General features: G+C 45.8%; 18 protein-coding genes. 11 read left to right on the plus strand and 7 right to left on the minus strand.

Features of this window, described 5'->3' with window-relative positions; all coding sequences use genetic code 11:
• Positions 1-27: 27 nt before the first annotated feature.
• The 6 genes from J3492_RS01045 to J3492_RS01070 form a co-directional block, all read right to left on the minus strand.
• Positions 28-456: an Hsp20/alpha crystallin family protein gene (locus tag J3492_RS01045; protein ID WP_207988806.1), complete on the minus strand. Its 429-nt coding sequence runs from the start codon at positions 454-456 to the stop codon at positions 28-30.
• 65 nt (positions 457-521) lie between these two features.
• On the minus strand, positions 522-1,373 hold the full coding sequence (locus tag J3492_RS01050) for a DMT family transporter (RefSeq protein ID WP_207988808.1): 852 nt from the start codon (positions 1,371-1,373) through the stop codon (positions 522-524).
• Between the two features lie 163 nt (positions 1,374-1,536).
• Complete coding sequence (locus J3492_RS01055) at positions 1,537-2,346, minus strand: MipA/OmpV family protein (protein ID WP_207988810.1); 810 nt, start codon at positions 2,344-2,346, stop codon at positions 1,537-1,539.
• Between the two features lie 262 nt (positions 2,347-2,608).
• Entirely contained in the window at positions 2,609-3,529 is a 921-nt protein-coding gene (locus J3492_RS01060; protein ID WP_207988812.1) for a rhomboid family intramembrane serine protease, read from the minus strand.
• A gap of 53 nt (positions 3,530-3,582) precedes the next feature.
• A complete protein-coding gene (locus J3492_RS01065; protein WP_207988814.1) occupies positions 3,583-4,773 on the minus strand; it encodes an alpha-hydroxy acid oxidase in 1,191 nt (396 codons plus the stop codon).
• 21 nt (positions 4,774-4,794) lie between these two features.
• A complete protein-coding gene (locus J3492_RS01070; RefSeq protein ID WP_243453025.1) occupies positions 4,795-5,118 on the minus strand; it encodes a glutaredoxin family protein in 324 nt (107 codons plus the stop codon).
• 543 nt (positions 5,119-5,661) lie between these two features.
• On the opposite strand from J3492_RS01070, the gene mtgA reads away from it, so the two are divergent.
• The 6 genes from mtgA (at position 5,662) to J3492_RS01100 (ending at position 10,442) form a co-directional block, all read left to right on the plus strand.
• Positions 5,662-6,339, plus strand: a complete 678-nt coding sequence (gene mtgA, locus J3492_RS01075; protein ID WP_207988816.1) for a monofunctional biosynthetic peptidoglycan transglycosylase — start codon at positions 5,662-5,664, stop codon at positions 6,337-6,339.
• 175 nt (positions 6,340-6,514) lie between these two features.
• Positions 6,515-8,764 (plus strand): polyphosphate kinase 1, encoded by a 2,250-nt coding sequence (ppk1, locus tag J3492_RS01080; RefSeq protein ID WP_207988818.1) that lies wholly within the window; start codon positions 6,515-6,517, stop codon positions 8,762-8,764.
• Between the two features lie 319 nt (positions 8,765-9,083).
• Positions 9,084-9,293 carry a hypothetical protein gene (locus tag J3492_RS01085; RefSeq protein ID WP_207988820.1) on the plus strand — a complete coding sequence of 70 codons (210 nt, stop codon included), beginning with the start codon at positions 9,084-9,086 and terminating at the stop codon, positions 9,291-9,293.
• 77 nt (positions 9,294-9,370) lie between these two features.
• Entirely contained in the window at positions 9,371-9,622 is a 252-nt protein-coding gene (locus tag J3492_RS01090) for a hypothetical protein (protein ID WP_207988822.1), read from the plus strand.
• 218 nt (positions 9,623-9,840) lie between these two features.
• Entirely contained in the window at positions 9,841-10,170 is a 330-nt protein-coding gene (locus J3492_RS01095) for a hypothetical protein (RefSeq protein WP_207988824.1), read from the plus strand.
• 71 nt (positions 10,171-10,241) lie between these two features.
• On the plus strand, positions 10,242-10,442 hold the full coding sequence (locus J3492_RS01100) for a hypothetical protein (RefSeq protein WP_207988827.1): 201 nt from the start codon (positions 10,242-10,244) through the stop codon (positions 10,440-10,442).
• A 298-nt stretch (positions 10,443-10,740) separates the two neighbouring features.
• On the opposite strand, the gene J3492_RS01105 is transcribed toward J3492_RS01100, so the two are convergent.
• Positions 10,741-11,436: a MiaE family protein gene (locus tag J3492_RS01105; protein ID WP_207988829.1), complete on the minus strand. Its 696-nt coding sequence runs from the start codon at positions 11,434-11,436 to the stop codon at positions 10,741-10,743.
• Positions 11,437-12,112: 676 nt separating this feature from the next.
• Here J3492_RS01105 and J3492_RS01110 point away from each other — a divergent pair.
• The 5 genes from J3492_RS01110 to J3492_RS01130 all read left to right on the plus strand — a co-directional run bounded on the left by J3492_RS01110 (position 12,113) and on the right by J3492_RS01130 (position 19,028).
• The gene (locus tag J3492_RS01110) at positions 12,113-14,323 is read left to right on the plus strand and encodes a malate synthase G (protein WP_207988831.1); all 2,211 of its coding nucleotides are present in this window, start codon (positions 12,113-12,115) and stop codon (positions 14,321-14,323) included.
• Between the two features lie 535 nt (positions 14,324-14,858).
• Positions 14,859-15,851 (plus strand): porin, encoded by a 993-nt coding sequence (locus J3492_RS01115; protein ID WP_207988833.1) that lies wholly within the window; start codon positions 14,859-14,861, stop codon positions 15,849-15,851.
• Positions 15,852-15,999: 148 nt separating this feature from the next.
• The gene (locus tag J3492_RS01120; RefSeq protein ID WP_207988835.1) at positions 16,000-17,634 is read left to right on the plus strand and encodes a CTP synthase; all 1,635 of its coding nucleotides are present in this window, start codon (positions 16,000-16,002) and stop codon (positions 17,632-17,634) included.
• Positions 17,635-17,865: 231 nt separating this feature from the next.
• Positions 17,866-18,741 carry a 3-deoxy-8-phosphooctulonate synthase gene (gene kdsA, locus J3492_RS01125; RefSeq protein WP_207988837.1) on the plus strand — a complete coding sequence of 292 codons (876 nt, stop codon included), beginning with the start codon at positions 17,866-17,868 and terminating at the stop codon, positions 18,739-18,741.
• Positions 18,742-18,782: 41 nt separating this feature from the next.
• Positions 18,783-19,028 (plus strand): heavy-metal-associated domain-containing protein, encoded by a 246-nt coding sequence (locus tag J3492_RS01130; RefSeq protein ID WP_207988839.1) that lies wholly within the window; start codon positions 18,783-18,785, stop codon positions 19,026-19,028.
• The last annotated feature ends 15 nt before the right edge of the window (positions 19,029-19,043 follow it).

Below are 19,043 nucleotides of genomic sequence, written 5' to 3' on the forward strand. Positions count from 1 at the left end.
TCAATTTTTATCAAAGCTTCTTTATTTTTATTTAATTTCAAGCTTCTTACGATCTGAGCCCGTCTCTTTTGGCAATACCAACTTGAGTACGCCATTTTCATATGATGCTTCTGCGTCATCGACCTTTATCTTATCTGGCAACTGGAAGCTACGTGACACTGAGCCAAAGTAACGTTCACTGCGTAGTACCTTATTGCCTTCTTTTTGTTCGTCTTTTTGCTGAATTTCTGCGCTAATAGAGACGACATCTCCAGTAATGGACAGATCAATATCTTCTTTGGCGACGCCAGGAATCTCAGCATTGACGTAAAACTTATTGTCCTTTTCATTGACATCAATCTTGATCTGATGAGCGCTAGGCAAGCCATCACCATGGAGTGGGCGCATCAAAAAGCTGGGTGCCATTTCATCAAAGAAGTTGTCAAAGATAGAGTTGCGTGTTACTAACTTACTCATAACAGTCTCCTTATATTTGCTTGTTTACTGTGTATCTTACCTACTATATATATGAAGACTGGCTACTAAATTTCAAGGGCTTTTCTCTTACTGTAGATATTTACTCCATTACCAGCAACGATCAGCAGCATGCCAAGTACCAAAGCCACGCTAAAGTGTTCAGAGTATAAGAGTACACCAATGAGTGAGATAAGCGGTAATCTAAACATATCCATGGTCACCACGAATGTCACCTCTGCATATTGCATGGCTTTGGTCATGCAGTAATGCGCTGACAGGGCGGTCAAACCCACGATGACCAGCCACAGCCACTCTATGCCTACTGGCGTGGTCCACCCTTCTATAAATAAAAGTAATCCCAAAGGCGCTTGTATCAGACACATCATAAAAATAATGCTTAGAGGGTGCTGAGTATTGGACAGTGACTTTGTCGCCACATGGGAGAGGGCATAACAAATGGCAGCACTCAAAACGATGAGCGACCCATAGTGGGCGACCTCCAAACTGGGCTGTACGATGACTATGACGCCTAAAATGCCTAACAATACCGCAATAATTTTTTTCAGGGTTATTGATTCTTTTAAGAAAAGAGAGGAGATGAGGATGGTCCAAAAAGGGACGGTAAATTCAATCGCAAATACGGTTGCCAAAGGCAGCAGCCCTATACCCAAGAACCAGCCGTATTGTCCTGCGAAATGAAATAAGTTTCTGACGACGTGTAAGCTCATGCGCTTGGGAAATAAAAGGCCACGTCTTTTAGATAAAAGTAAGATTGGCAATAATACCAACAGGCCTACGATACTGCGGAAAAATAAAATCTGAAACACACTGATTTGGCCATTCAGCTCACGTGCCCCCACTGCCATCAAACAAAATGAAGTCAGTGCCCCAATCATCCAAAAGGTAGAACGTATCATAATAAGAGCAGTCCTTTATCCTTTATATACCCTAATAAATCTTATGTTTGTGTTCAAAAGACCCTAGGGCTTTATAGCAAAAAACGCATGAACAAAAACAAAAAACTGGACAAAAAGCCCAGTCTTTCTATATTGCAGACTAAAAAACGCAGTTTGAAAAAATCTAGAACTTATACAACAAGCCAAGCGTGGTACGTGATTCGGTACGTGAGTCAACCATCGGACTATCGTATTGCTCATCCGCTAGATAGCTTAAGCTTTGATTGGCAAACCCTGCCCACTTATCATTAAAGTCATAATTGGCGCTGATATTGATATAGGGGTTAAAGCTTGAGTCAGGACGATAAGCGGCGACGCCAGTACGAGTGGCTTCGGCATCGCTGACGCCATAGTAGTAGTCATTGTAGTCTTTGTTTTTCCACTCGATACCGATACTAGGATAGACCGTCAGCTTGTCTTTAGACACCCGAGCCAGATAGGTCAAGCGTCCAAAGGTGCCATCATTGCGCCCCAGTACGTCGGTAGCAATCTGGCCACGGAAACCGCCAATAGGCGTGCGGCGTAGATAAGTGACACCTGCAGCGGCTGACCACTTGCGCTTATCAAGGCCTTGCAGTGCGCCATTGGCATCGTCAGGATCGAACTGGCTGCCAGCAAGCTGAGCGTAAGCGGATAGCTGATTGGTGCCATCATTGATGAGATAAGCACCAGCTTGGGCACCACGTGCATAGATTTTATTGTTGTCATAAAATACGCCCGGCAATACGCGCACTTCGGTGCTGTCTTCCATATCGTAGCCTGAGCTGACGATCATGGCGTTTGCCCCGACACTCAGCTGGGCATCTTGATCGGCTGGCAGGTTTTTGAAGGGGGCAGCAGTTGCCACACCAGCGGCACTGAATAATAGAGTCGCCGCCAATGCGCTATAAAGAGTGCCAGTAGGAAGGTTGGATAGCGCTGCAAGTTTAAACATAACTTAGTCTCGTTAGTAGGTGACAGTATGGAAGTAAATGAGTAGAAAAGGCCAAATTTAAGGTATAGTCAATTCGAAATAAAATCGATACGTCTATAATTGTCGTGCTACTGGTACAAACTTTCCTTGCTTGCTGTGCGCTTCGCACTTTTCGAAGCTGCACAAAATTTATCCCAGTAGCACTGTATCGGTTTTAAAGTGTATCAACTATAGATACTCTGTATTCATACTCTATTGATTAATCATAGATAAGTATGACGGTTTACTCAATGGTTTTTAGTATCTCGATGATTTGCCAGTGGATGTCTTGCCACCACCAGATAAAACCAAGCGTAATAACCAACATCACTATCCAAGGCAACAGTCGCCAGATTACAGCGGGCTTGGCAGAGATATTTGCTTGGGCAGAGACAGTGCGAACATGGTAAGGGTATATGGTTGAGTCCATAGGCATGTCGCTGTCAGTATGGCTGCCAATAGGTGCATCAATATCGTCAGTTTGCTCGGTCGGATAACGGTTTTGATAGATAGGTATGCTAGGAATGGCCTGCTGCTTGGCTGCCATGTGACGATGAGCGACCGCAAACCCCAGTGCGATCACCAGTCCTGTAATAGCCCCACCGATATGACCTGCATTATCAATCCCTGGTACAGCAAAACCATAGACCAAGTTGATGCCCATAATAAACACCAAACTTTTGAGATTGAGCACCATGCCATTGACCGATATCTTAAACAGTGCGGCAATGAGTAGGGCAGCGCCGATACCCATGATGCCACCAGAGGCGCCAGCTGAAAGCCCTGGCTGTCCCGTACCGTCCAAGATACCTAGCCAGGTGACATGATTGTTGAGTAAGTTACCGCCGATTGCGGCCAGTAAAAATAAGGCCAAAAACTTAGCAGAACCAAACATAGGCTCAGCGACTTGCCCAAAGAAATACATCGCAAAACCATTGAACAATAAGTGCATCAAACCAATATGCAAAAACGCACTACTGACCAAGCGCCACGGCTGATCGCCCATCGTAAATGGCAGGGCATTAGCGCCCCACTTGAGTAGCGCCTCTGTCGAGGGGTTATTGATATCGACACCAGTCAGCACTTGCATGATAAACAGCCCAATGAAGCTGACTAAGAGCAGTGCGGTGACAGGTGCGGTTTTTAATAGGTTCTGTATGGTCATAGGTTTTTGTGCCTATTACAAATGATTGATAAAGAAGATTAAAAAATACATGGTCAAAAAGGCGGTGCCATCTTGAGATGCTCATAAGTGCCTTTGACTAAAATATCATCTGTCACTTGGTTGATATCGGTATGACCACAAAACGCCATACTGATATCGCACTCGTTATAGATAATCTCAAGTGCACGGCGCACACCGTCTTCGCCGTAAGCACCCAATCCATACAAAAATGACCGCCCGATCATCGTTCCTTTGGCACCAAGTGCGAGGGCTTTGAGCACATCTTGACCAGAGCGAATGCCACTGTCCAGCCAAATCTCGATGGCGCTGTTTTCGGACTGTACTGCCTGCACGATGTCACTCAAAGCGGCGATGGAAGAGGGCGCACCGTCCAACTGCCGACCACCATGGTTTGACACCACCAGCGCATCAGCACCGCTACGAGCCGCCAGTATCGCATCTTCTGGCTCCATAATGCCTTTAATGATGAGCTTGCCGCCCCAAGCGTCTTTGATACGTGCCACATCATCCCAGCTCAGCCTTGGATCAAATTGTTCTGCTGTCCATGCCGACAGCGACGACATATCAGCAACGTTTTTGGCATGACCGACGATATTACCAAAGGTGCGTCTTTTGGTGCCGAGCATATTCATGCACCATTGAGGCTTGGTCATCAGATTCAAAATATTGGCAAGCGTGGGCTTTGGCGGCGCTGAAAGACCGTTTTTGATGTCTTTATGACGCTGGCCGAGCACCTGCAAATCAGCAGTCAGGATAAGCGCTGAACAGTTGGCGTCTTTGGCACGGCGTATCAGGTTTGCCATAAATTCCTGATCACGCATCACATACAGCTGAAACCAAAATGGCGCACTGGTATGGCTCGCCACATCTTCAATGGAGCAAATACTCATGGTCGAGAGCGAAAACGGCACACCGAACTTTTCTGCTGCCCGTGCCGCATGAATCTCCCCGTCTGCCCACATCATACCAGTAAAGCCTGTCGGAGCGATGGCGACTGGCATTTTGATTTGTTCGCCAATCATCTGCGTGGCAAGGCTGCGGTTATCCATATCTACCAATACCCGCTGACGCAGCTTGATACGGTCAAAGTCGGTCTCGTTGCTACGGTAGGTAGTCTGTGTCCATGAGCCTGAATCGACATAGTCATAAAACATACGCGGCACTTTACGCTCGGCCACACAGCGCAAATCTTCAATCTCAGTGATTTTTTTTAAGTCTTTCATGCGTTTCTCGCTCTTAGGGTTTTATGATGCCGCTAGCAACTGCTGCAAGTCCATAACCGAAAATGGATAATCTAGGCGCTTTGATGGCGTCAAGAGTACAGGGATGGTCGTGGCAAATTTCATCATCAAAGCTTCATCAAAGTCAGCAATATCGACCAACTGATACTCAATAGGGTACACGGCACCGAAGCGTGTCAGTAGCTGCTCTGCTAGCTCACACAGGTGACAGTTGGAGGTGCCAAGCAACCACCATTTAGTGCTATTGTCAGGCGTATTAAGGCTTGGCTTTGCATTTATTATCTCTGCCCGCAATGCTGTTATATTATTGTCGTTTTGCATTTTCATTCTCTTAGCCTAATGCTAGGGCGTGTCTTTAATTCAAATGATGATATCTAAATGGGCTAGAAATAAATGGCTAAATTTTGTCATACTGCGTCAAATAACTGATTAATATCCCGATATTATCTGCGTTATTTTCCTTGTCTGACAGCAATTTATCTCATTTTTATGACCATTTTTAAAATGAAGATACGCCCTAGTTAAAAACTGTTTTTTCTTGGTAATTTGATTAAATATACCTATATAGGTATGACGTTATAGGTACGACTTGGATACATGATAAAGAAGACGGAGAAATAATGACAGCGATTGTGAGATTAGGTAAGATGACGTGCGGTTTATAAGTATCCACTTAAATTACCCATTTTCAATTTATCTATCTGAATATATACTGGGCTAAAGCCATAGCCTACGACAGTCAATATTAAGTTAAGCGTCCGTTATTTAACTTAACTTATTTATAGTCATCTAGTTTTATAGTCATCTAGTTTTGTAGTCGTCCTATCTACTTTATCTCACTCTCTTCTTAACCCCTTGGATATCACACCCATGACAAGCTTTGGCAAATTTATCAAACGGTTTTTATTGGCGTTTATGCTGTTGGTGGTGGTTTTTCATGTATTGGTCGCAGGCTTGCTGCTGATTTGGAAAACGCAGCCGATTAATAATAGCATGTTTATGTTGACCCATCGTCTCACAGGCGGCACAGTAACCCAGACTTGGGCGGAGTACGATGCCATCGCCAAATCTGCCAAACAAGCTGCGATTGCCAGTGAAGATGCCAAGTTTAGTCAGCATAACGGCTTTGATCTTGAAGGCATCGAGGTGGCTCGCAAAAAAAACGAAGCAACGGGCAAGATGTCTGCTGGCGGGTCGACCATTACCCAGCAGCTGGCCAAAAACTTATTTTTGACCTCGCACCGCTCTTATATTCGTAAAGGCGAGGAAGCCATTATCACGGTGATGATTGAAACCCTGTGGGACAAACAGCGTATCTTGACGGCGTATCTCAATGTGGCCGAGTTTGGCAAGGGCATATATGGCATTGAGGCAGCCGCTCAGCATTATTTTCATAAGTCTGCCGCCAAGCTGAATCGGGATGAATCGGCGTTATTAATCAGTATGTTGACCAACCCCAAGTACTATCAAGACAACCAAAACGACAGACGCCTGCGCAACAAGCAGCGCATTGTTAAAAAGCGCATGAACAGTGCTGCGTTACCATAACAAGAGGCTGATAGGCCGGTGATAAGATGATTCAAAGGGATTTACCATATAAGGAGCGTCATTATATAGTTGCAGCGCCATACAGTTGCGGTAATATAAGGATAACTATATGTCGCTCACCACTGGCGGATTAGCGGGGGTGTGCGGCACATGATAATAAATAGGGAGCGATGGTATGGCACAGGCAAAAAAAAGTCAAAATAGCGACAGTCAAAGCAATAAGAGCAACACCCAAGATGACCGTACTCAGCAAACTCAGACACCGGACAGTCTCAATCATTTAGCAAACATCATAGCCAGTCACAGCCAAACACAAGTGTCTTGGCAGCGCTCTGAAGATGGCAGCTACTCACCGAGCAGCTTTATCAACCGTGACTTGTCTTTATTGCAGTTCAATTTACGTGTATTGGCACAAGCCGCCAGTCCGCATCATCCACTGCTTGAGCGCCTGTTCTTTCTGATTATATTTTCATCCAATATGGACGAGTTTTTTGAGATTCGTGTGGCAGGTCTCATACAAAAGCTCAATCATGGCGATGTCAGCAACACGCCTCAAGGCATGCGCCCCAGTGAAGTGCTCAAAGAGATATCCTTGGTCGCCCATGACGCTATCGATGAGCAGTATCGCATACTCAATGACGCCTTGTTACCCGCTCTGGCCGAGCAAGACATCCGCTACCTAAAGCGTGATGAGCTCAATAGTGAGCAGTCTGCATGGATGAAGCGCTACTTCACTGAGCAAGTGTCGCCTGTGTTGACACCGATCAGTATCGATCCTGCGCATCCATTTCCACGGCTGGTCAATAAGAGCCTAAATTTCATCGCCACTTTGGAGGGCAAAGACGCCTTTGGTCGAGATATCAATCTCGCTATTGTCCCTGCACCCCGTAGCCTACCACGTGTCATACGTCTGCCAGATGAGCTGACAGGGGGCAAAGAGCACCACGTCATGCTATCAGCAGTGATTCATGAGCACATCGGCGAGCTGTTTCCGGGTATGAGTGTCACAGGTTGCCACCAGTTTAGACTGACACGCAATGCAGATTTGGACTTAGCAGATGATGTCGACGACATTGCCAAAGCCTTAGAAGGTGAGCTCGAAAACCGCCGCTTCGGTGATAAAGTACGCCTCGAGGTCACCACCGACTGTCCTGCGCCCATCAGCGATTACCTGCTTAATGAGTTTGAGCTGCACCATGAGCAGCTATACCGAGTCAATGGGCCTGTGAACTTAACACGCCTGCTGTTTGACTTTAACATTCCAGGACTGCGTTATGAGCCCTTCACCCACATCGTACCCAAACCCTTTCGCCGTGAGTTTGACAAGCTAGATCGATCGACCAGTATGTTTGGTGCTATGCGCAAGTCTGATGTATTGGTACACCATCCTTTTCATGCGTTTTCACCCGTGGTCAATCTATTGCGTCAAGCTGCCAGTGATCCCAAGGTACTGGCGATTAAGCAGACCTTATATCGCTCTGGGACCAACTCAGAGATTGTTCAAGCGCTGGCCGCTGCCGCTCGTAATGGTAAAGAGGTCACCGCTGTCATCGAGCTGCGTGCTCGTTTTGACGAGGCGTCCAATATCGCTGTCGCCAACTATCTGCAAGAGGCTGGAGCGGTCGTCGTCTATGGTATCGTCGGTTATAAGACCCATGCAAAACTGATGCTTATCGTGCGCCGTGAGGAGGACCGTATCCGCCGCTACGTGCACTTAGGGACAGGCAACTATCATGCAGGTAATGCCAAAGTCTATACGGACTATGGTTTGTTTACCGCTGACTATGATATCTCAGAGGATGTCCATAAAATATTTCAAGAGCTGACCGGAATGGGCAAGCCCGCCAATCTCAAAAAGCTACTGCATGCGCCTTTTACGTTGCATGACAAACTGATGCGCTTTATCGATGCTGAGATCGCTCATGCCAAGGCTGGCAAGCGTGCTCATATCATCGTCAAAGTAAATGCTTTGACCGAGCGTCGATTGATTGCCAAGCTCTATGATGCGTCACAAGCAGGGGTAAAGATTGAGCTGATATTGCGTTCTATCTGTTGTCTGCGTCCCCAAGTCAAAGGACTGTCTGAAAACATCACGGTTCGCTCTGTAGTGGGACGCTTTTTGGAGCACACTCGTGTCTATTATTTTTATAATAACGGCGATGAGCGCATGTATTGTGGTAGCGCCGATTGGATGGATCGCAATCTATTTCACCGTGTCGAAGTGGCATTTCCGATCGAAAATAAAAAACTGTTTGCTCAGATTTATAAAGACGGTCTACAAAACTATCTAAAGGACAATATGCAGGCTTGGACCCTAGATGGTACGGGTGCATGGACGCAAGTCCAGCCTAAACCCAATGAGCCTATACATATCGCTCAAGAGCACTTGCTAAAAACCATCAACCATGTGGGAGAAACCAGCTAGAGCCGCCTGAACGCTTTATATCAACTCTTTTTATATCCAATTTTACAACGCATATTGTCGACTGGGTTTTTATGCTTGACATGGAGACCCACGATACGCTGCAGTTACAAACCTTGTTTTCTCCTCACATTTATTCACATATTGATACTGCCGTACACTGGTTAAGGCGTGCAGCATCTCATTATAATAAAGTCATCTGTGATAAATAAAAAAGCACGTCATATCATCATTACACAGACATTACACGGCCCCAATACAAAGGACAGACAGAACCAATAAAAACAGGACTAATAAAAATAGACCCAATAGGAGTAGAGTGATGAGTAATGCCACAAATAATAACGACAACAATAACGACAAAGACGTTTCAGATATCAAAAAAGCAGCCGAACATGCAGATAGCGAGCAAATCGAAAAGAATTTAAATAACAATATGGTGACAGAAGACAAACAGGTCAAAACGCCTGAAGCGTTGAGTGAAGACGAAAAAACCCCTTTTATTGATGACGACTTGCGTACAGATAAATAACTTTTTATTCAAAAATTTTGTAAATACTATCAACATAGTATGTGAACCGAATATTATGCGAAAGCGAGGGATATGCCATGACAGACAATAAGCACATAGATAATGAAGAAAAAGTACTCGTCGATGACCCAGCTGCATCTCGTCCGCTTAACCCAGAAGACAGCTATGCAGGACGTAAGTACGAGCCAGAGATAGACGGCCCGCAGCAAGCGTCGCAAGAGACAGATGAGATATATGTAGATCCTAGAAAAGAAGAAAATCTGCCAGCAGGTGGCAAAAATGTCGCTGACTTGGATGCCCGTAAATTGGGTAAGACAGACAACGAGTAGTTTCTAAAAATCTCGCTGATTTATATCGCTATCAATTTATGGTGTGGTAAAAAAGCTGTAGTAGCATTGACTCAATCTAAAAGTATTGATGTGCTGTTGGGACACTTATCTTAAATGTAGATCGCACCGTCTCAATATGATTGATATGGCACATAAATCGTACTAAGAAATGACGACGGCCAGATAAAAATTACTAATATTGATATAAGGATATGATAATGAAAACCAAGGATCCAGCCTTGACTAAGACACGCATCGCTGATGAAGACAAACACGATAAGATCGAAGACAACACGACTGTAAATAAAGGGACAGACACGTTCGAAAAGGGGATAGTAGATTCGGAGCATGTCAATGATATGGACAATCCTGCACGTCAACCAGATCGCCGTGATCAAGAAGGTCAGGCCTTTGATGGTGGCGTTAATGAAGATACTTTAGCCCCACATACAGTAGGTGATGCGCAGGTAACAGACAGCAATCGCTATGCAAACGTTGATAATGCTCAAAAACGCGTCCTAAATCCTGACGAAAAAGACTCGCTATAGAATAAGCGGCATTTGTAATCACAGTGCCATTTATCAGGACGGTGAGCATACCTACCTTATAAGGAGTGCAAATGAGTACCTCAAAGGACAAACCCCTGACGCAAGATTATCAGTTACAGGATGCAGACGATAATGATGGCATCGTGCCTGATGATGCCCTACAAAAAGTCAATCCTGCCGCTGCTGAGCAACAGACCCCTGATCATGACCCACATAACGTCGCTAAAGGCGGCAAAGAGTACGACAGCACGCTCACGGAAAGCAAAGACTGACCCTGACTGTCTATCAGTGCTGATGATCAACACTACCGACAATGATGTATGCGGTATGCAGGACATCATTGAAAAAAAAGCGTTTACCGAGCATCATTACTTGATCGGTAAACGCTTTTTTATTTGAGTATAACTCAGAACCTCAGTCTTTATTGACTGTCATTGGTACAGAGCTCTGACCTTATCTATAGTCAAGGAGTTTTAAAATCGCTACAAGGCGACCGACTGCAGATAGTACACGGAGTACATCTAGGGCGGGTAACACCGTAGTGGTTTAAAAGTACTCCGACTATACCTCCTAAGCAGGTGTGCCGCTATGAAAACGCAGCTCATTATCTGGACTGGAGATAAGATCCGCCTCTACCGTCTTAAAAAACGCCACCCGTTCATCGATGTTTTCTTCAGACAATGACTGAGCGAGTGCCAGATAGTCTTCAAAATGTCTGCTTTCTGATTTGAGTAAATAGCGATAGTATCTCGCCAACCGCTCATCATCGATGACCGCTGCCAATGCGGCAAAGCGTTCGCACGAACGAGCCTCGATAAAGGCTCCGATAATCAGCACATCTATCATAGCAGCAGGCTCATAAGTACGCTTATGTTTGAGCATACCCTTGGCATAACGGCCAGCGCTAAGATATTGCCATGCCTGTCCACGTTCGTGCATGATGCCCAGTACTTGCTCGTAATGCAGCATCTCTTCACGGATCAGCTGCGCCAATTTACGCTGCAAATCATACGAGAACTCATAGCGAAACATAAGATTCATCGCAGTACCGGCGGCTTTTTTTTCACAGTTGGCATGATCCTGAATGATGGTAGGTAGATCCGCTATGGCAGCATCGACCCAAGATTGAGACGTGCGACTGCCCAAAAAGTCATAGACAGCAGACAAGTCTACCTTTAGCGGTTTACGCAGTTGATTGATATCAGCGCTGTCTTCTGTCGCAGCAGCTGCACTAAACTCTGAGAGATTGGATTGGGATGTAGTCATAATATTACTTAGTGTGATGGGTGTATAAAAATGCTATGTTGCAGTGTATCGATGCTATTTAGTCTCGACGATATGAGCCATGGCCGTATTATAGATAACCATTAGCTATGGATTGGCCTTATCTTGATGACTGACGGTTCTAAACTGGCTTGTCATCATCCAATGATATTATGGACAATACAACCGCCAAGGCATACCTTGCATAGAGTATCATTAATAAACAGCCCCAACATTTTTTAACTAAATGATGTTTTCTTGTTTATTTCATTATTTGATAGTAGGATGATATTTCGAATTAAGACATTTGACCGAGCAAAGCCGGTCGGCCCAATACGACACGACTCATCAATCAGCACTGACCTATGAGTAGTATATCAACGGCCACAGATGTCTCAAAATATAACAATACAGATAATGCCTATATATAGACTGACAGTGACAGCTTGCCAAATAATTACCTATGGTTTTATGCTAGTGAGTAGCAGTCACAGCAAAAAGCGCTAGGCAATCACTATAAAAATGGCGCTCTCATGGCAGTCTATAGTTTGCGTTATCACAGGCGCTTAGTGCCGTATTCAAACATGGAGTGACTACTTAGCGTTAAGCGTCTGTTTATTTAAGCAGTATGGTAGTAAACCCGTATTAATCACCCTCACCAACAGATAAGGACACCACTATGAGCCAGGCTTCTCACGCCAATCGTATCCAAAAAGGCATTCTTGCAATTGACCAACAGCTGTATGACTTTATTGAAAATGAAGTGCTACCTAAAGTTGGTGTTGATTCAGATCGTTATTGGTCAGGTTTTGAACAGGTCGTTAAGGACTTTACACCACGTAATAAGGCACTACTGGCCACCCGTACCAAGATTCAACAGCAGATCGACCAGTGGCATCTAGACAACCCTGCCAAAGACGGCGAGATTGACTATCCAGCCTATAAGTCTTTTTTACAAGAGATTGGTTATCTATTGCCAGAAGGCGATGACTTCAAAGTCAGCACCGAAAACGTCGATGACGAGATTGCTCATATCGCAGGGCCGCAGCTGGTCGTACCCGTACGTAACGCTCGCTATGCACTAAACGCCACCAACGCCCGTTGGGGTAGCTTATATGATGCATTATATGGCACAGATGTCATCAGTGAAGAAAACGGCCAAGAGGTCACTCGTCAATACAACCCCACCCGCGGAGCAGCGGTCGTCGCTTATGCCAAAAACTTCCTAGACGAGCATTTTGCCTTGGCTTCAGGATCATACAATGACGCCACTGGCTTTCAAGTCGTTGATGGCGCTCTTGAGGTGGTACAAGGGGAGAGCAGCACGTCGCTACAAGACCCTGCCAAGTTTGTCGGCTTTGTCGGCGATGCAGACAGCCCAACAGGTATCTTGCTAAAAAACAACAACCTGCATGCTGAGATTCAAATCGATAGCAGCCATCCTGTAGGCAAAGATGATCCTGCTGGTATCAAAGACGTCTTGTTGGAGTCAGCGATTACTGCCATTCAAGACTGTGAAGACTCTATCGCTGCTGTCGATGCAGAAGAAAAAGTCGAAGTGTACCGTAACTGGTTTGGCCTCATGAATGGCGATCTAGAAGAGACTTTTGAGAAGGGCGGCAAAACCCGTACCCGTAAACTAAATCCAGATCGTGAATACACCACGCCAGACGGTGGCAAGCTGGTACTACCAGGGCGTTCGCTACTATTGATCCGCAACGTCGGTCATCTGATGCAAAACCCTGCTATCTTGGTCGACTTGGGTGACGGTCAAGAAGAAATCTTTGAAGGCTTAATGGATGGTTTGATCACGCCGCTACTGTCGCTCAATGATCTAAAAGGCAAGACTGAGCTGTCAAACTCACGCAAAGGCTCTATGTATATCGTCAAGCCAAAAATGCATGGCCCAGAAGAAGTCAAGATGGCCAATGATTTATTTAACGCCTCAGAAGACCTACTCGGCCTTGAGCGTCATACGCTAAAAATCGGCATCATGGACGAAGAGCGCCGCATGACGGTCAATCTAAAAGAAGCCATTCGCCAAGCCAAAGAGCGGGTTATCTTTATTAATACCGGCTTCTTAGACCGTACTGGTGACGAGATGCATACCAGTATGAATGCAGGTGCCTTTGTACCAAAAGGCGAGATGAAGTCGCAAGCGTGGCAGCCCGCTTATGAGCAGTGGAACGTCGATATTGGCCTAGAGACAGGGCTACAAGGCCATGCTCAGATTGGTAAAGGCATGTGGGCCAAGCCTGATGAGATGAAAGAGATGATGGATACCAAGGCGGCGCATCCACAAGCAGGGGCCAATACCGCATGGGTACCCTCACCAACAGGCGCTACCTTGCACAGCCTGCACTATCATGAGGTGAGCGTGGCTGATGTCCAAGATGAGCTAAAGTCACGTGAGCGTGCCAGCCTTGATGACATCTTGACCATTCCACTGGCCAAGGACACCAACTGGAGCGAAGAAGAGAAGCAGCAAGAGTTGGATAACAACGCTCAGGGCATCTTGGGCTATGTCGTACGCTGGGTAAACCAAGGCGTCGGCTGCTCAAAAGTACCTGATATCAATGACGTCGGCCTGATGGAAGACCGTGCGACACTGCGTATCTCCAGTCAGCACATCACCAATTGGCTACATCATGATGTGGTCAGCGAGCAGCAAGTGATGGACACGATGAAGCGTATGGCAAAGGTCGTCGATGAGCAAAACGCTGGCGATCCAAGCTATCAGCCGATGTCTACCGACTTTGATAACTCTCATGCATTCAAAGCCGCCTGTGACTTGGTATTTAAAGGACGTGAGCAGCCAAGTGGCTACACTGAGCCTTTATTGCATCAGGCCCGCTTAGATCTAAAAGCACAGCTGCCTTGCAGAGCTTAATAAACGAGATGAAGTAAGGCAGAATTAAGCCCAGCTAGAAAGTCAGTGATGAATCAGTGATGAGTCATCACTGGCTTAAAGTGCTAGTTTTCAGATTATCCCTTTATCAGTAACACCTCTATCTGCAATGGCGGGTAGCGGTGTTTTTTATGGCAGTTCGCCGAATGTTGCTATATCCTCACTGAGTCTTAACGCTGTGTTCGGTAGATATTAAGCGGGCTGCAAAGAAATAAAAAAAATATGTTGCAAATTATGTCAAAGTTGTTATGATTATAGCCGAAGTATGAGTTTGGTAACGGATGTTACATGCTAGAGCGTTAAAGACCTACGTTTACATGATGGTTACATCAGTAGTCCCAGTTATGTAAGTCATGGTTTTTTTCATCTTACGGTAATAGAACTTCGCCACACTTGTTTCTGACTAATCTCGGTAGCCAGTTACACATTAGATCTTTGAGGATTTGTGACGATACCAATTGGGCAACAGCTAATAATAGCTCGCTCATTACTAAAATTGTAAAGTGGAGATACCCCCATGAAAAAACTACTTTTAGCTACAGCAGTTGCTGCTCTATCTGTATCTGCAGCCCAAGCCGCTCCTACCGTTTATGGTAAAGCTTTCTTAACTCTTGACCTTGTAGAAGCTGATGTCGATGTTTCTGGCCCTGGTGGTAGTGCTGAAATTAATGCAGATGAACGTACTTCACTGAACTCTAATGCTTCTCGCATTGGTCTGAAAGGTTCTGAAGCATTGACTAGCAACACTGATCTACTCTATCAACTAGAGTATGGTATCGATGTTGATGCAGACACCGATCAGTTCTATTCACGTGATACCTACCTTGGTCTACAAAATGCCCAGTATGGTAAGGTGCTTGCTGGTCGCTTAACAGCTATTGATGACTACGTTAACTTTGCGAACGTTACTCAAGGTGGCGTACTAGGCGGCGATGCGGTACTTACTAGCTTTGATGCTCCACGTGTTAACAACTCTTTTGCTTACTTCTCACCTGACTACAATGGCATGCAGTTTATGGCTATGTATGGCATGGACGAAGACAACTTCGTAGATGAAGAAAATATTGCTGGTGTTGCTGGTACGTATGCAATGGGTCCTATGAATGCTGGTGTTAGCTATATTCAATCATCAGGTGATGTAGTAAACGAATTCAAAAAAGCAATTCGTGTCAGTGGTAACTATCAAATCAACCCACAGGTTTTAGTTGGCGCTTTGTATCAAAATACAGATATGAATACAGACGACAATGAAAATACATTCACTATCAGTGGCGAGATGGCGACAGCCACTCCTTGGACTGCTTATGCTCAAGCTGATGTGGTTAGTAATTTTGGTGGTGATGGTGATGGTGATGCTTTACGTGGTGTTGTAGGTGGCAAATATGCTATCAACGCAGCAACGACCGGTCACGTTTATGGTGCTTATCTAAATACTGAGTATGATGATGGTACGGTTAAAACAGAATATGATGGCTTTGGCATCGGCGGTGGTATCGAATACAAATTCTAATCTAACCATTAGAATCTGATCTAAAAAACTCATCCTTCGGGGTGGGTTTTTTTATTGCAGAGCAAAAAGCAACTGTTTTGGTTTTTGCCCTATATTTCGTCACGTATTTTTAGTAAAATCCTCTTTTACCAATTACCGACAGAGTACTATGACCAAGTTTATATTTGTGACCGGTGGGGTAGTGTCCTCACTAGGAAAAGGTATCACCGCAGCCTCACTTGCTGCGATACTTGAAGCCCGTGGTGTCAGCGTCACCATGACCAAGATGGACCCCTACATCAACGTCGATCCGGGTACCATGAGTCCCTTTCAGCATGGCGAGGTGTTTGTCACTGATGATGGCGCAGAGACGGACTTAGATTTGGGTTATTATGAGCGTTTTTTGCGTCATTCTAAGATGAGCAAGAGCAACAACTTCACCAGTGGTCGCATCTATCAAAACGTACTGAATAAAGAGCGCCGTGGTGAGTATCTGGGCGGTACTGTACAGGTCATCCCGCATATCACCGATGAGATCAAAAGTAAGATTCTGGCCAGTGGCGAGGGTCATGACGTGGCGATCATCGAGATTGGCGGTACCGTCGGTGACATCGAGTCACTGCCATTTATGGAAGCCGTACGTCAGATGCAGGTGGAGCTGGGTCGCAACAGAGCGATGCTGATGCACTTGACGCTCGTGCCTTATATCACCAGTGCTGGCGAGACCAAGACTAAGCCCACTCAGCATTCAGTCAAAGAGCTGCGCTCTATCGGCCTGCAGCCTGATATTTTGATCTTGCGCTCTGAGCATAAGATCTCTCCTGACAATCGTCGCAAGATTGCGCTATTTACCAATGTCGAAGAGCGTGCGGTCATCATGTGTGAAGACGCCCAGAGCATCTACCAGATACCACGCACCCTACACGAGCAAGACCTAGATGACTTGATCTGTGAGCGCTTTGGTTTGGACTTACCAGAAGCGGACTTGAGCGATTGGGACAAGGTCGTCGAAGCGCAGCTCAACCCTGAAGCGATCGTCACAGTCGCCATGGTCGGCAAATACGTTGAACTACCTGATGCTTATAAGTCTATCAACGAAGCCTTGTTGCACGCTGGTATCACGCATAAGACAGACGTCAAGATTGACTACGTCGATGCTGAGCTTTTAGAAGAAGATGATGCGTTGTTTGCACAGCTACAGCAGGCAGACGCTATTTTAGTACCGGGTGGTTTTGGTGAGCGTGGCACACTAGGCAAGATTAAAGCCATTACGTATGCTCGTGAAAACAAGGTGCCTTATTTGGGTATCTGCCTTGGTATGCAGCTGGCGGTGATTGAGTACGCCCGTAATGTACTGGGCATCGACGCCAACTCTTCTGAGTTTGACAAAAAGAGCGCAGAGCCAATCATTGGTTTGATCATTGAGTGGTTGGATGAGCGTGGTGAGCTGCAGATTCGCAGCGATGACTCAGATCTTGGTGGCACCATGCGTTTAGGTGCCCAGCAGGCTGAGCTGGTGGCTGGTAGCAAGCTGAGCCAAATCTATGGCTCAAACACCATTACTGAGCGTCATCGTCACCGTTACGAGATGAACAACCGCTATATCGAGCCATTAGAGCAAGCAGGTATGAGCATCTCTGGCTATTCTGCCAAGCAGCATCTGGTAGAGTCGGTTGAGATTGCCGATCATCCTTGGTTTATCGCCGTGCAGTTCCATCCTGAGTTTACGAGCTCGCCACGTGGTGGTCACCCGTTGTTTAATAGCTTTGTGAAAGCGGCAAAGATTTATAACGATAAAGGATAGGGTTTTTTAGTACAGTATTAAGCTAATTATTTCTTAACGTGTCATGACAAAAAAGACTGATCTTCGGATTGGTCTTTTTTGCTTTTCATGGCTGACTTTAGGTTTTTGAAGAGGGCAGGGTCTGTGAACGGTTACTTATGATGACAGCTAATTACGCTTGTACACTTTTATTTGTGAGCGTATCGGTTACAATATCGTGTATTGATAACAATAACAGAGGAACGCCTTTTTATGGACAACTTGCCAACCGCTCAATCGCATATTCAGCTTAGCACGCCTGACCACAGAGACATCCATATCGGCAATGACCAACCGTTTGTACTGTTCGGCGGGATGAATGTCTTGGAGTCAAAGGAGTTGGCATTTGAGATCGCTGAGCAATATATCGATATCTGCCAGCGCTTAGGCATCGGCTATGTGTTTAAAGCCAGCTTTGATAAGGCCAACCGTTCAAGCTTGCATTCCTTCCGTGGGCCAGGGCTTGAGCAAGGTGTAGATTGGCTCGGGCAAGTCAAAGAAAAGTATGATGTGCCCATCATCACTGATGTACACGAGCCCTATCAAGCTGAGCCTGTGAGCGAGGTGGCTGATATTATTCAACTGCCGGCTTTTTTGTCACGTCAGACAGACTTAGTGCAGGCGATGGCTAAGACAGGTGCCATCATCAATATCAAAAAAGCCCAGTTTTTAGCGCCCCATGAGATGCGTCATATCCTTAATAAATGCCTTGAGGCAGGTAACGATAAGCTGATTTTGTGTGAGCGTGGTAGTGCTTTTGGCTACAACAACTTGGTCGTAGATATGCTGGGCTTTGATACCATGAAGCAGATGAATGTGCCCGTGTTTTTTGATGTGACGCATAGCTTGCAGCAGCCAGGCGCACGCAGCGATAGTGCTGGCGGTCGCCGTGAGCAGATTACCACTCTCGCCCGTGCCGGCATGGCGACTGGACTGGCTGGGCTGTTTTTGGAGGCGCATCCAAATCCAGAGGCTGCCAAGTGTGATGGGCCCTGTGCGCTACGTATGAGTCAGTTAGAGCCGTTTTTGCAGCAGTTAAAGCAGATTGATGATTTGGTCAAAGGTTTTGCAGCCCTAGACACTCATTAATCAAATCAATAAAAAAGGGCAAATAAAAAAGGGATAGAACGATGGCAATTCAGACAGCACAAGTGAGCATCGAAAATATCGATGATGCTGAAGGGTTAGACAGTGTTATGACTGCGCTAAAAAATATCACAGGCGTGACGGCGATAGACCTTGATGCTGCAAGTAAGATGGCCACTGTGCGTTATGATGACACCGATACCAGTATTCATGCGCTAACAGCGGCGATCAGCATGGTCGACTATGTGACCCAGCCGTTTCCTATCGACGCGCCCCAAAACCCAGAGTAATGGTATAGCGCTTTA

This window comes from Psychrobacter coccoides (assembly GCF_017498085.1).
In the GTDB taxonomy this organism is placed as follows: Bacteria; Pseudomonadota; Gammaproteobacteria; order Pseudomonadales; family Moraxellaceae; genus Psychrobacter; species Psychrobacter coccoides.

Bases quoted from the DNA above. Each gene is read 5' to 3' on its own strand.
- J3492_RS01045 (WP_207988806.1), bottom strand. From the start codon at position 456: ATGAGTAAGTTAGTAACACGCAACTCTATCTTTGACAACTTCTTTGAT.
- J3492_RS01050 (WP_207988808.1), bottom strand. From the start codon at position 1,373: ATGATACGTTCTACCTTTTGGATGATTGGGGCACTGACTTCATTTTGT.
- J3492_RS01055 (WP_207988810.1), bottom strand. From the start codon at position 2,346: ATGTTTAAACTTGCAGCGCTATCCAACCTTCCTACTGGCACTCTTTAT.
- J3492_RS01060 (WP_207988812.1), bottom strand. From the start codon at position 3,529: ATGACCATACAGAACCTATTAAAAACCGCACCTGTCACCGCACTGCTC.
- J3492_RS01065 (WP_207988814.1), bottom strand. From the start codon at position 4,773: ATGAAAGACTTAAAAAAAATCACTGAGATTGAAGATTTGCGCTGTGTG.
- J3492_RS01070 (WP_243453025.1), bottom strand. From the start codon at position 5,118: ATGAAAATGCAAAACGACAATAATATAACAGCATTGCGGGCAGAGATA.
- mtgA (WP_207988816.1), top strand. From the start codon at position 5,662: ATGACAAGCTTTGGCAAATTTATCAAACGGTTTTTATTGGCGTTTATG.
- ppk1 (WP_207988818.1), top strand. From the start codon at position 6,515: ATGGCACAGGCAAAAAAAAGTCAAAATAGCGACAGTCAAAGCAATAAG.
- J3492_RS01085 (WP_207988820.1), top strand. From the start codon at position 9,084: ATGAGTAATGCCACAAATAATAACGACAACAATAACGACAAAGACGTT.
- J3492_RS01090 (WP_207988822.1), top strand. From the start codon at position 9,371: ATGACAGACAATAAGCACATAGATAATGAAGAAAAAGTACTCGTCGAT.
- J3492_RS01095 (WP_207988824.1), top strand. From the start codon at position 9,841: ATGAAAACCAAGGATCCAGCCTTGACTAAGACACGCATCGCTGATGAA.
- J3492_RS01100 (WP_207988827.1), top strand. From the start codon at position 10,242: ATGAGTACCTCAAAGGACAAACCCCTGACGCAAGATTATCAGTTACAG.
- J3492_RS01105 (WP_207988829.1), bottom strand. From the start codon at position 11,436: ATGACTACATCCCAATCCAATCTCTCAGAGTTTAGTGCAGCTGCTGCG.
- J3492_RS01110 (WP_207988831.1), top strand. From the start codon at position 12,113: ATGAGCCAGGCTTCTCACGCCAATCGTATCCAAAAAGGCATTCTTGCA.
- J3492_RS01115 (WP_207988833.1), top strand. From the start codon at position 14,859: ATGAAAAAACTACTTTTAGCTACAGCAGTTGCTGCTCTATCTGTATCT.
- J3492_RS01120 (WP_207988835.1), top strand. From the start codon at position 16,000: ATGACCAAGTTTATATTTGTGACCGGTGGGGTAGTGTCCTCACTAGGA.
- kdsA (WP_207988837.1), top strand. From the start codon at position 17,866: ATGGACAACTTGCCAACCGCTCAATCGCATATTCAGCTTAGCACGCCT.
- J3492_RS01130 (WP_207988839.1), top strand. From the start codon at position 18,783: ATGGCAATTCAGACAGCACAAGTGAGCATCGAAAATATCGATGATGCT.